The following is a 12619-nucleotide window of genomic DNA, read 5'->3' as shown; positions in this document are numbered from 1 at the left end:
CGAGCGAGTGCAAGGCCGGCGGAAGCGGACCCGACCGATTGTCTCACGCGACAATCGCGGCAACGGCGTACCCAGCGATAACTGGTGACGTTACCAGCGCCGATCAAGCGTGCAGGCGCGACGCCGCTGTTTTGCAGGGGTTTCCGGTTAATCGTTCATCGGAAATCGCACTGTCTACCACGAGACCCGAGATGCGCGGTTATGTTGTCGACGTCGTCACGTTTGCGCATCCAGCATCGGCAACGGACATGACACTCGCTCGGGGAGTCCTGCATGCGGCATGGCAGCATGATCGAACAGCAGCGTCGACGTCGGCAGGCATTCGCGCCGGCGTTGTTCGAACGCATCGGCCGCGCCGCCCGTCGCACCCCCGAGCGCGGTGAAGCGTGCGTGCATGCCGCCGGCGTACATGCGCGCAGCGCATATCGCCTTCCCACCCCTGCGCCTACTGTCGGCGCCGCGCAGTTCCTGCGTTAACGCCCTCGTTCCACTTCGTCACCAGCAAGGAGCATCGTCCATGGCACACAGCAGCCCGAACGTTTCCACCGCCCACTGGGTACAGCGCATCAACGACAGCAGCGATGCGCTGGATCTCACGCCCAGCGTGTTCGAACGCGACGACCCGGTGTCCATCGCCCGTTCGCTCAAGCACTCCGCCGACCAGAGCGCGCGCCGCCGCACCGGTCCCTACCGCTCGGCGATGTCGATGCTGACCTTCTACATCAACCGTGCCGGCAAGCAGCTGCCGGCGCAGCGCCGCGAAGTGCTGGAGCAGGCCAAGGACGAACTGCGCAGCCTGTACGGCAAGCCGCGCAAGGACCGCACCGCCGTTTGAATGCCGCGGCCCGGCGCGCGGCGGCGCAGCCCGGCGCATGCGGCGATCCCGCGCCCGGCTGACCGCTCCGGGCGCCCCGTTGCTCTGCGCCGACCCATCGGCGCATGATCCGGACATGACCAAGCAACCCGACGTTTCGGACCGGGTCCAGCGCCCTGCCGATGCCGCTGCCGAGCGCGGCCCCGCCTCGGCGATGAGCGAAGACGCCTTGCTGCTGTCGCGGATCATCCTCGCCCAGGGCGAGATCGCCGCGGCCGGCAGCGACCCGCTGCAGGTGGTCGACGTGGTGACGCGTCGCGCGCAGGAGCTGACCCGCTCCACCGGCGCGGTGGTGGAGATGCGCGACGGCGACGACATGCTGTACTGGTCGGCCAGCGGCGTCGCCGAACAGCACCTGGGCCTGCGCCTGCCCAGCGGCAGCAGCCTGTCCGGGCTGTGTATGCGCAGCGGCCAGGTGCTGCGCTGCGACGATTCGGAAGAAGACCCGCGGGTCAATCGCGAGGCCTGCCGCAAGGTCGGCCTGCGCTCGATGCTGGTGGCGCCGCTGCGCTACGGCGAGCGCGGCATCGGCGTGCTCAAGGTGATGTCGCCCTACCGCTGCAGCTACACCCCGCAGGACGTGCGCACGCTGGAGATGCTGGCGACCCTGGTCGGCGCGACCCTGGCGCTGGCGATGGACCGCGCCGCGCTGCAGACCGATATCGCGCGCCGGCAGGACGCGGAGAAACACGCGTTCCGCGAGAAGGCGGCGATCGCCACGCGGATCCGCGAGACGGTCGCCAACGCGCGCCTGCAGATCGTGACCCAGCCGGTACTGGCGCTGGCCTCGCGGCGCATCGTCGGGGTCGAGGCACTCTCACGGTTCCCGTCCCATCCCGGCCTGCCGCCGCTGCGCTGGTTCGACGACGCGCGCAAGGCCGGGCTGGCGCTGGAGCTGGAACTGGCCGCCGCGCGCAAGGCGCTGAACCTGCTGGCGCAGCTGCCGCCGCCGCTGTACCTGGCGATCAACGTCTCCGCGCAGACCCTGCTGCATCCGCAGCTGGAGGCGCTGCTGCACGGCCACGACCTGTCGCGGGTGGTGCTGGAGATCACCGAGCAGTTGCAGGCGCCGGACTATCCGCGCCTGTCCGAGCATATCGGCGCGCTGCAGCGGCAGGGCCTGCGCATCGCCCTGGACGACGCCGGCACCGGCTTCGCCAGCCTGCGCCACCTGCTGCACCTGGCGCCGGACATCATCAAGCTGGACCTGACCCTGACCCGCGGCATCGACGCCGAACCGCGGCGCCAGCGGCTGGCGCTGGCGATCCTGTCCTTCGCCGCCGAGACCGACGCCAGCGTGATCGTCGAGGGCATCGAGACCGAGAGCGAACTGGCCACGCTGCAGGCGCTGGGCGCGCGCTACGGCCAGGGCTACCAGCTGGCGCATCCGGGACCGCTGTCGGCGCACCTGGCGCGGTATCCGGCGGCCGGCGACGAGCCTGTCTGAGTCGGCTACAAGCTTCGCCGGGGCATGTCGGCCGGGGTATCGCAGCTGGACGGCGTTGTGGGAGCGACTTCAGTCGCGACGGGCATTGCCGGTACAGCCCGTCGCGACTGAAGTCGCTCCCACAATGTTCCTTGCCTCTTGGTGCCTCTAGCGCCGAGCCAGCATGCGTGCTTCGTGCCCACGCCGCCCATAAAACCTAAGCCCGCGGCGAATCTCCAGAGGATCTGGATAGATGTTGTAGGAGCGGCTTCAGCCGCGACCGGGCATTCACCGGGAAGGCCCCGGTCGCGGCTGAAGCCGCTCCTACAGGTACAGGGACCGGTCGTGCCTGCCGCTCCCGACCATTCACGAAGCCCCACTCCACCCAACGCCGCGCCCATAAAAAAAGCGGGCCGAAGCCCGCTTTTTTCGCAGCGATGACGCCGACGGCTTACTCGGCCGACACGCCCTCGCCTTCCTCGACGGCCTTCATCGACAGGCGGATGCGGCCCTGCTTGTCGACTTCCAGCACCTTGACCTTGACCAGATCGCCTTCCTTCAACACGTCGCTGACCTTCTCGACGCGGTCGCTGGAGATCTGCGACACGTGCACCAGACCGTCCTTGCCCGGCAGGATGGTGACGAACGCACCGAAGTCCATGATCTTGGCGACCTTGCCTTCGTAGATGCGGCCCGGCTCCACGTCCGAGGTGATCTGCTCGATGCGCGCCTTGGCGGCCTGCGCAGCGATCGCGTTGACCGAGGCGATGACGATGGTGCCGTCGTCCTGGATGTCGATCTGCGTACCGGTTTCCTTGGTGATCGCCTGGATGGTCGAGCCGCCCTTGCCGATCACTTCGCGGATCTTGTCCGGGTGGATCTTGATCGTCAGCAGGCGCGGCGCGTAGTCGCTCAGCTCCGAACGCGGACCGGTCAGCGCGCTGGCCATCTCGCCGAGGATGTGCAGGCGGCCGGCCTTGGCCTGCGCCAGGGCCTGCTTCATGATCTCTTCGGTGATGCCTTCGATCTTGATGTCCATCTGCAGCGCGGACACGCCTTCGGCGGTACCGGCGACCTTGAAGTCCATGTCGCCCAGGTGATCTTCGTCACCCAGGATGTCCGACAGCACCACGAAATCCTCGCCTTCCTTGACCAGGCCCATCGCGATGCCCGCGACCGGCGCCTTCACCGGCACACCGGCGTCCATCAGCGCCAGCGAGCTGCCGCACACCGAGGCCATCGACGAGGAACCGTTGGACTCGGTGATTTCCGAAACCACGCGGATCGTGTACGGGAACTCTTCCATGCTCGGCATCACCGCCAGCACGCCGCGCTTGGCGAGGCGGCCGTGGCCGATCTCGCGACGCTTCGGCGCGCCGAAGCGGCCGCACTCGCCCACCGAGTAGGGGGGGAAGTTGTAATGGAACAGGAAGTTTTCCTTGTACTCGCCGGAGACCGCGTCGATCACCTGGCCGTCGCGGGCGGTGCCCAGCGTGGTGACCACGATCGCCTGGGTCTCGCCGCGGGTGAACAGCGCCGAGCCATGGGTACGCGGCAGCACGCCGGCCTTGACGCTGATCGGACGCACGGTGTCCAGCGCACGGCCGTCGATGCGTACCTTGGTGCTCAGCACCGAGCCGCGCATGGTCTGGTATTCCAGCTCGCCGAATTCCTTGGACAGGTCGGCCACGACCCAGCCTTCCACCGCGGCGCGCGGCGTCAGCTGCGCCAGCACGTCCTTCTTGATCGCCGAGATCGCGTCGCGGCGCTGCAGCTTGTCGCGAACTTGGAACGCCGACGCCAGCTGATCGCCGACCGCTTCCTTCAGCGCCGCGATCATGCCTTCGTTCTTCGCCGGGGCGACCCAGTCGGACGGCTTGGTGCCGGCTTCGACGGTCAGCTCGTTGATGATGTTGATGACCTTCTGCATCTCGCGATGGCCGAAGGTGACCGCGCCGAGCATCACTTCCTCAGACAGCAGCGCCGCTTCGGACTCGACCATCAGCACCGCGTTGGCGGTACCGGCCACGACCAGCTCCAGCTGCGATTCCTTCAACTCCGACACGGTCGGGTTGAGGATGTACTCGCCGTTCTTGTAGCCGACCTTGGCGGCGGCGATCGGACCGTTGAACGGGGTGCCGGCCAGCGACAGCGCGGCCGAGGCGCCGATCAGCGCGGCGATGTCGCCGTCGATGTCCGGGTTCATCGACATCACCGTGGCGATGATCTGCACTTCGTTCTTGTAGTCCTCCGGGAACAGCGGACGGATCGGACGGTCGATCAGACGCGAAATCAGCGTCTCCTTCTCGGTCGCACGTCCCTCGCGCTTGAAGAAGCCGCCGGGGATGCGGCCGCCGGCGTAGAACTTCTCCTGATAGTCGACCGTCAGCGGGAAGAAGTCCTGACCTTCGCGCGCGCTCTTGGCGGCGACGGCGGTGACCAGCAGTACGGTGTCGTCCATCTTGACGATGACGGCGCCGCCGGCCTGGCGGGCGATCTCGCCGGTTTCGAGGGTGACGGTGTGCTTGCCGTACTGGAAGGTTTTGGTGATTTTTGCCACGGGGTTTCCTTGGATGATGCTGTCTTCGAATGGACCGCTGACGGCCCATGCCGCTGGCGGGTGGCCGGGAGGATCCGGCCGGCGGCGCGGAGCATTCCCCGGGCCACGGTACTACCCAAAACAAAACCGCGGCGCATCACTGCGCCGCGGTGGGGTTCGTTGCCTCAGCGACGCAGGCCGAGCTTCTCGATCAGCGCCTTGTAGCGCTCGCCATCCTTCTTCTTCAGGTAGTCGAGCAGGCTGCGGCGGCGGTTGACCATCTGCAGCAGGCCGCGGCGGCTGTGATGATCCTTCTTGTGGGTCTTGAAGTGGCCGGTCAGCAGCTCGATGCGGGCGGTCAGCAGGGCCACCTGCACTTCCGGGGAGCCGGTATCGGCGGCGCCGCGCTTGTTTTCTTCGATGACTTTCTGGGTGTCGACGGACATGGTGTGTTTTCTCTGAGATGCGGGGCCGGCAGGAACGTGCTGATGACGCACCGCCTGGCTCGCCGATTGCGAAGGATTGCGCCGGAGCGCAGGGATGCCGTAAAGGCCGCGGAATTGTACCGGTCCCAGCCCTGGCGGACAAGGTGTTAACGCTGCGTCACGATTCGACCGCGCGCCCGACCGCCCTTCCGGGACCCGCCGGTGCGCCCTGCGCGCGCCGGATCACAGGTTGAACATGCGCTGCGGCGCCAGCAGCCCGCTGGAGTCGACCTGGCCCAGCCCCAGCGGCAGGTCGTCGGCGCCGAACACCGCGACCGCGCCCGGCGCCCAGGCGGCATCGCGCAGGCGCTGGCCCATGCGGAAGCGCTGCGCCGCAGCATGGTCCAGGCACAGCGGCGGGAAATCGGCCAGGCCGGCGGCCAGCGGCAGCAGCAGCGCGTCCAGCGCCGCCGGGTCCTGCGTGGCGAGCCGCTGCAGCTGCTCCAGGGTCACCATCCGCGGCTCCCGGAACGGCTCCACCCACAACCGCCGCAGCCCGGCGATATGCGCGCCGCAGCCCAGCGTCTCGCCCAGGTCGCGGGCCAGGCTGCGGATATAGGTGCCGGAGCCGCAAGCCACGTGCAGGTGCAGGCGCTCGCCCTCGTGGGCGAGTACGTCGATGGCGTGCACCTCGACCTCGCGCTCCGGCGCCTCGATCGCCTCGCCGCGGCGCGCCTTCGCGTACAGCGGCTCGCCGCCCTGCTTGAGCGCCGAATAGATCGGCGCGCGCTGGCGGATGCGACCGCGCAGCGGCGCCAGCGCCGCCTGCAGGGCCGCCGCATCGATCGGCGGCACCGGCCGGGTGCGCAGCACCGCGCCGTCGGCATCGTCGCTGTCGGTGGTGACGCCCAGCACGATCTGCGCCTCGTAGGCCTTGGCCGAGCCCAACAGCAGCCCGGCCAGCTTGGTCGCTTCGCCGAAGCACAACGGCAACAGGCCGGTGGCCAGCGGATCCAGGCTGCCGGTATGGCCGCCCTTCTCCGCGCGGAACAGGCGCCGCGCCGCCTGCAGCGCGGCGTTGGAGCTCATGCCGGCCGGCTTGTCGAGCAGCACGATGCCGTCGAGGCGACGAAAGGAAATGCGGGGCAGTCGGGGGCCGAAGACGGGCATGGGGTTCGGGACCGGGGACTCGGGACTCGGGACTCGGGAAAGCGCAATCGGGAGTCGGACGGTGAAAGCCTGCGATGGCGCAGGCTGGACTTGGTGATAGCTGCCGAATGGTCAGCGGACAGCGGGTACGACTATCGCAGGCGACGACGCTGGAAAAGCACGGCCATCGATGCAAAAACCTGCTTGCCGTTCGCCAATGCGGCTTGCGTACGGCATCGATGCTTTCGCATCGTGCGACCGTTCACTCCTTGGACGGAGCCGGCTCGCTATCGCTGTCGCTTTCGTCTTCGGACTGCTGCAGTTCGGGCATGTCGCGCAGCAGGTTGTCGATGCGCTCGCCGCGGTCGACCGAATCGTCGTAGTGGAAATGCAGTTCGGGCACGTGGCGCAGCTTCATCGCCCGCGCCAGCTCGCTGCGCAACTGCGGCGCCAGCTCTTTCAGGCCCTTGACCGCTTCGGCGGAACGCTCCGGCAGCAACGCGGTGACGAACACCTTGGCATGGGCCAGGTCGCGGCTGATCTCGACATCGGACACGCTGACCGACGGCAGGCCGTGATCGCGCACGGCCGAATGCACGATCGTGCCCAGGTCGCGGCGGACCTGCGCGGACACGCGATCGGTGCGGTGGAAGGATTTTGTTGCCATGGTCCGGGATCTCTTTTAATGCGGGACTCGGGACTCGGGACTCGGGACTCGGAGGAGCAAAAGCGATAGCTCCTGCTTTTCCGAGTCCCGAGTCCCGGGACCCGAGTCCCGGCTACATCACAGCGTGCGCTGCACTTCGATGCGCTCGAAGCACTCGATCTGGTCGCCCGGCTTGACGTCGTTGTACGCCTTCACGCCGATGCCGCATTCGGTGCCGTTGCGCACCTCGTCGACGTTCTCCTTGAAGCGACGCAGCGATTCCAGCTCGCCTTCGAACACCACGGTGTTGTCGCGCAGCACGCGGATCGGCTTGTTGCGCTTGACCACGCCCTCCACGACCATGCAGCCGGCGACCGCGCCGAACTTGGAGCTGCGGAACACGTCGCGCACCTCGGCGGTACCGATGATCTCTTCGCGGATTTCCACGCCGAGCAGACCGGAGGCCACCTGCTTCACCTGGTCGATCACGTCGTAGATGATCGAGAAGTAGCGCAGGTCGATGCCGTTGGTTTCGATGATGCGACGCGCCGAGGCGTCCGCACGCACGTTGAAGCCGATCACCGTGGCCTTGGAAGCCAGCGCCGAGTTCGCATCGGACTCGGTGATGCCGCCCACGCCGGAGTGGATCACGTTGATGCGGATCTGCTCGTTGGACAACGCCACCAGCGACTGCTTGAGCGCTTCCACCGAACCCTGCACGTCGGCCTTGATCACCAAGTTCAGCGACAGCTGGCCTTCGCCCTTGCCGAGCTGCGACATGATGTCTTCCATGCGGCTGCCCGCCGAGGACACCAGGCGCGATTCGCGGCGCTTGGTCTCGCGCTGCTGCGCCACGTCCTTGGCCAGGCGCTCGTCGTCGACCACGACGAAGTCGTCGCCCGCATCCGGGACGCCGGACAGACCCAGCACCTGCACCGGGATCGACGGACCCGCCTCGGACGGCTGGCCGCCGGTCTCGTCGAACAGCGCACGCACGCGGCCGTACTGCACGCCGCACACCAGGTAGTCGCCCTTCTTCAGGCTGCCCTGCTGCACCAGCACCGTCGCCACCGGGCCGCGGCCCTTGTCCAGCGAGGATTCGATCACCACGCCGCTGGCGCGGCCATCGAACACCGCCTTCAGTTCCAGCACTTCGGCCTGCAGCGAGATCGCGTCGAGCAGCGTATCGATGCCCGCGCCGGTCTTGGCCGAGACTTCGACGAACTGGGTGTCGCCGCCGAATTCCTCGGCGACCACGTCCTGCGAGAGCAGTTCGTTCTTGACCCGCAGCGGATCGGCGCCGGACTTGTCGATCTTGTTGACCGCCACGATCAGCGGCACGCCGGCCGCCTTGGCGTGCTTGACCGCCTCGATCGTCTGCGGCATCACGCCGTCGTCGGCCGCCACCACCAGCACCACGATGTCGGTCAGCTTGGCGCCGCGCGCGCGCATCGAGGTGAAGGCCGCGTGGCCCGGGGTGTCCAGGAAGCTGATGACGCCACGGTCGGTTTCGACGTGGTAGGCACCGATGTGCTGGGTGATGCCGCCGGCTTCGCCGGAGGCGACCTTGGTGCGGCGGATGTAGTCCAGCAGCGAAGTCTTGCCGTGGTCGACGTGGCCCATGATGGTGACAACCGGCGGCCGCGGCAGCTTCTCGCCCTGCTCGTCCTCGGTGTGCGCCAGCAGCGCGTCCTCGGCGTCGGCACTGCCCGCGCGCACCGGCTTGTGGCCGAGCTCTTCGGTGATCAGCGCCGCGGTGTCGTGGTCGATGGACTGGGTGATGGTGGCCATCACGCCCATCTTGAACAGCGCCTTGACCACGTCGCCGCCCTTCAGCGCGAGCTTCTGTGCCAGGTCGGCCACGGTGATCGTCTCGCCGATCGCCACTTCGCGCACCACCGGTGCGGTCGGACGCTCGAAGCCGTGCGCGCCGCCGCCGCTGCGCGAGACCTCGGGCTGGCGACGGCCGCCGCTGTTGCCGCCGCGCGGCTTGCCGCGCACGTTGGAACGGCGCGCGCGATCGGCGGCGGACAGGTGCAACTGGCCGGCGAAGCGGCTGGTGCTGTCGTCGTCCTCGACGCCGGCGACCATCACGTGCGAGCCGCGGGTCTTGTGCTTGTTGCCGGCGTTGCGGTCGTCGCTGCGCGGCGCGGCCGGCTTCGGCGGATGGTGCGGCGCGGTGGCCGGACGCGGCGCGCGCGGCGCGGCGGCGGCGCCGCCAGTGGCGGCACCGGCATTCGGCGTCGCAGCGGCGACAGGCGCAGCCGCCGGCGGCGCCGACTCGGCTTCCGCAGCGGCCTGCGCGGCCTTGCGCTCGGCTTCCACGCGGTCGCGCGCGTCCTGCTCGGCCTGGCGCTTGCGCTCGATTTCCTCGGCGCGCGCGCGGTCCTGCTCGGCGAGCTTCTGCTGTTCGGCCAGATTGCGCTGCTTGGAGGCTTCCAGCTTGCGCAGGATCTCGGCGCGCTCGTCATCCACCCGCCCGCCCGACGACATGCCCGCGCGCTCGGCGGCCAGGTCCTCGGCGGTCTTGACGTAGGTCCGCTTCTGCCGGACCTCGACGTTGACCGTGGTCTTGCTGCGCCCGGCGCTGACCGTCACTTCCTGCAGCTTGCGCCGGTTCAGGGTGATCTTCTTCGGCGCGGCCTGGGCTTCTTCCTCGACCGGCTTGTCGGTCTTGCCGTGGGTACGGCGCAGGAAGCCGAGCAGCTTCATCTTTTCGGTGCTGGTCACGACCTGGTCGGGACCGCTGAACTTCATCCCGGCCTCGGCCAGTTGAACCAGCAGTTTATCGACCGGCGTGTTCACCAGTTCGGCCAGCTTGCGGATGGTGGTTTGCTGCGACATTCGGATCCTATGATCTGGTTGGCGCCCCCTCGCGTGCGAAGGTAGCGCGGATTCTAAGCCCTGATCGGTTCAGGGCGGCATTCATCGCTGACTCATTCGCCGCGTTCCAATCGGGCGATCTCCTCGGCACGGGCGGCCAGGATGAGCGCGGCGGCGCGCTCCTGGTCCAGGTCCTCGATGCCGAACTCGAGGATTTCGTCGGCGGCCAGATCCGACAGGTCCTCGCTGGTCCGCACGCCATGGCTGGCCAGCGCATAGGCGGTGGCTTCGTCCATGCCTTCCAGGGCCAACAGGTCCGCCGTCGGCACGCCGCTGTCGTCGCTTTCCTCGGCGGCCAGCGCCTCGTTGAGCAGCGCATCGCGCGCGCGGGCCCGCAGTTCCTCGACGATGTCCTCGTCGAAGCCTTCCACCGCCAGCAGTTCGCCGACCGGCACGTAGGCGATTTCCTCGACCGAGTTGAAGCCCTCGGCGACCAGGATCGCGGCGATTTCCTCGTCCACTTCCAGCTTGTCCATGAACAGCTGGCGGGCGACGGCCTGCTCGGCCTCGGACTTGGCCGCGACCTGCTCGGCGGTCATCACGTTGAGCTGCCACCCAGTCAGGCGGCTGGCCAGACGCACGTTCTGGCCGCCCTTGCCGATCGCCTGGGCCAGGCGGTCCTCGGCCACGGCCAGGTCCATCGAGTGCTTCTCTTCGTCGACGATGATCGACTGCACTTCCGCCGGCGCCATCGCGTTGATGACGAAGTTGGCCGGGTTGTCGTTCCACAGCACGATGTCCACGCGCTCGCCGTTGAGCTCATTGGACACCGCCTGCACGCGCGAACCGCGCATGCCGATGCAGGCGCCGATCGGGTCGGTGCGGGTGTCGTGCGCCAGCACCGCGATCTTGGCGCGGTCGCCGGGATCGCGCGCGCAGGCCTTGATCTCGACCAGGCCCTGGCCCACTTCCGGCACTTCCAGCTTGAACAGCTCGATCATGAATTCCGGCGCGGCGCGGCTGATGAACAGCTGCGGGCCGCGCGGCTCCGAACGCACCTCGGCCAGGTAGCCGCGGACGCGGTCGCCGGCGCGCAGCACGTCGCGCGGGATGCCCTTGTCCTTGGGGATGAAGGCCTCGGCGTTGCCGCCCAGGTCGACATAGATGTTGCCGCGCTCGGCGCGCTTAACCACGCCGGTGATCAGTTCGCCGACGCGATCCTTCCACGCGTCCACCACCTGCTGGCGCTCGGCCTCGCGCACGCGCTGCACGATCACCTGCTTGGCGGCCTGCGCGGCGATGCGCCCGAAATCCGGGTTCTCGATCTGCTCTTCGATGTAGTCGCCGACGTCCACGCCCTCGGCCTCGTCGACCGCGTCCATCAGGCGGATCTGCCGGTCCGGCGATTCCATCACCACGTCGTCGGCCACCACTTCCCAGCGGCGGTAGGTTTCGTAATTGCCGTCCTTGTGATCGATGGTGACGCGCGTCAGCACGTCCTGATCGGGGTAGCGCTTCTTCGCCGCCGACGCCAGTGCGGCCTCGATCGCGTCGAAGATCACTTCGCGCGGCACGCCCTTTTCGTTGGCCACCGCGTCGACTACCAGCAACAGTTCCTTGCTCATTCTTTCACTCCGCGCGCAGCCTTGTCGGCCGCCGGTTCGTTGGATGGTTTCTTATTGGATTTTGCGGTCTTGCCAGCCGGCTTGCGCTTGGGCAAGGGCTTGGGCTTGGGAGCCATCTTGCCCGGCTGCTTGGGCGCCTTGCCCGGCTTGGTCGGAGCCAGGCCCAGCGCCGCCCAGTCGGGCAGGATCCGCGCCTTGTCGATATTGTCGAAGTCCACCGCCAGTTCGGCGCCATCGACTTCGAACACGATGCGGCCGGCGTCCACGTCGACCTGGGCGATACGCCCCTGCAGGCGGCGACGGCCCTGCAGCGGCAGCTTCAGCACCACCTTGGCCGATTCGCCCTGGTGGCGCGCGAACTGCGCCGCGGTGAACAGCGGGCGGTCCACGCCGGGCGAGGACACTTCCAGCGTGTAGTTGCCGCTGATCGGATCTTCCACGTCCAGCTGCGCCGACACTTCGCGGCTGACCCGCTCGCAATCGTCGATGTTGACGGTGCGCTCGGGCTGTTCGGCCAGCGGCACGTCGATATACAGGCGCAGCGTGGCGCCGCCCGAGGCCGGCAGGTATTCCGCCCCCAGCAACTCCAGGCCCAACGCGTCCACGGTCGGGCCCAGCAGATTCGCGATTTCGTTTGCCTTGTCGCTCACAGCCTGCCTTGCATCAGAATGAATGGAGAATCGGTCCTGGCGGTTTTCCCGGACCCCGGAAACGACAAAGGGCCCGTTGGGCCCCTTATCCGGTACGACTCCGGTAACGCTGGATTCCGGTTGCAAAGACGGGAACATGCGTCTTCGCGAAGCCCAGATTTCCCTACCGCAGGCAACCGATGCACTGGTTGCCGCTGTAGACAAATATGGTAGCGGGGGCAGGATTTGAACCTGCGACCTTCGGGTTATGAGCCCGACGAGCTGCCAGACTGCTCCACCCCGCAGCAGAAGCGGAATTATGAAGAATCAGCGCGATGATTGCAAGCCCTGATTTTCCATCCGACCCGGTGGCGATGCCGCCGGTCTTCGAGCGACATGATACCCGCAAGCGACCGATTGCGGAATAGCGATAGCGTCGCTCGATGCCCAAACGACAACGCCGCCAAAACGGCGGCGTTGTCG

Annotated in this window: 10 protein-coding genes and 1 tRNA gene; 2 read left to right on the top strand and 9 right to left on the bottom strand. The window is 67.8% G+C overall.

Translation table 11 applies throughout. The annotated features are described in order from the left end of the window. Positions 1-216 precede the first annotated feature (216 nt). Positions 217-396 carry a hypothetical protein gene (locus NUG20_RS08325; RefSeq protein WP_263397886.1) on the bottom strand — a complete coding sequence of 60 codons (180 nt, stop codon included), beginning with the start codon at positions 394-396 and terminating at the stop codon, positions 217-219. 121 nt (positions 397-517) lie between these two features. On the opposite strand from NUG20_RS08325, the gene NUG20_RS08320 reads away from it, so the two are divergent. Together NUG20_RS08320 and NUG20_RS08315 are read left to right on the top strand one after the other, a co-directional pair. Continuing rightward, entirely contained in the window at positions 518-835 is a 318-nt protein-coding gene (locus tag NUG20_RS08320) for a DUF3175 domain-containing protein (RefSeq protein WP_263397885.1), read from the top strand. A 115-nt stretch (positions 836-950) separates the two neighbouring features. Beyond that, positions 951-2321, top strand: a complete 1371-nt coding sequence (locus NUG20_RS08315) for a sensor domain-containing phosphodiesterase (RefSeq protein WP_263397884.1) — start codon at positions 951-953, stop codon at positions 2319-2321. A 430-nt stretch (positions 2322-2751) separates the two neighbouring features. Here the strand turns inward: NUG20_RS08315 and pnp are convergent, their stop codons facing one another. The 8 genes from pnp to NUG20_RS08275 all read right to left on the bottom strand — a co-directional run bounded on the left by pnp (position 2752) and on the right by NUG20_RS08275 (position 12441). Then, entirely contained in the window at positions 2752-4860 is a 2109-nt protein-coding gene (gene pnp / locus NUG20_RS08310) for a polyribonucleotide nucleotidyltransferase (RefSeq protein WP_263397883.1), read from the bottom strand. A 164-nt stretch (positions 4861-5024) separates the two neighbouring features. After that, on the bottom strand, positions 5025-5285 hold the full coding sequence (gene rpsO, locus NUG20_RS08305; protein ID WP_104558665.1) for a 30S ribosomal protein S15: 261 nt from the start codon (positions 5283-5285) through the stop codon (positions 5025-5027). A 222-nt stretch (positions 5286-5507) separates the two neighbouring features. Beyond that, positions 5508-6434, bottom strand: a complete 927-nt coding sequence (gene truB, locus NUG20_RS08300) for a tRNA pseudouridine(55) synthase TruB (RefSeq protein ID WP_263397882.1) — start codon at positions 6432-6434, stop codon at positions 5508-5510. Between the two features lie 241 nt (positions 6435-6675). Continuing rightward, positions 6676-7080 carry a 30S ribosome-binding factor RbfA gene (gene rbfA, locus NUG20_RS08295; RefSeq protein WP_263397881.1) on the bottom strand — a complete coding sequence of 135 codons (405 nt, stop codon included), beginning with the start codon at positions 7078-7080 and terminating at the stop codon, positions 6676-6678. A gap of 117 nt (positions 7081-7197) precedes the next feature. Then, entirely contained in the window at positions 7198-9903 is a 2706-nt protein-coding gene (gene infB / locus NUG20_RS08290; protein ID WP_263397880.1) for a translation initiation factor IF-2, read from the bottom strand. Between the two features lie 92 nt (positions 9904-9995). Next, positions 9996-11507, bottom strand: coding sequence for a transcription termination factor NusA (gene nusA, locus NUG20_RS08285; protein ID WP_263397879.1), 1512 nt, complete (start codon positions 11505-11507; stop codon positions 9996-9998). Beyond that, positions 11504-12157 carry a ribosome maturation factor RimP gene (rimP, locus tag NUG20_RS08280; RefSeq protein ID WP_263397878.1) on the bottom strand — a complete coding sequence of 218 codons (654 nt, stop codon included), beginning with the start codon at positions 12155-12157 and terminating at the stop codon, positions 11504-11506. Before rimP ends, nusA begins: the two co-directional genes overlap by 4 nt. A gap of 207 nt (positions 12158-12364) precedes the next feature. Continuing rightward, positions 12365-12441: transfer RNA gene (locus NUG20_RS08275), tRNA-Met, on the bottom strand. Positions 12442-12619: the final 178 nt, after the last annotated feature.

Source organism: Xanthomonas sp. CFBP 8443 (assembly GCF_025666195.1).
In the GTDB taxonomy this organism is placed as follows: domain Bacteria; phylum Pseudomonadota; class Gammaproteobacteria; order Xanthomonadales; family Xanthomonadaceae; genus Xanthomonas_A.
This window is presented reverse-complemented; position numbering and strand designations above follow the sequence as displayed.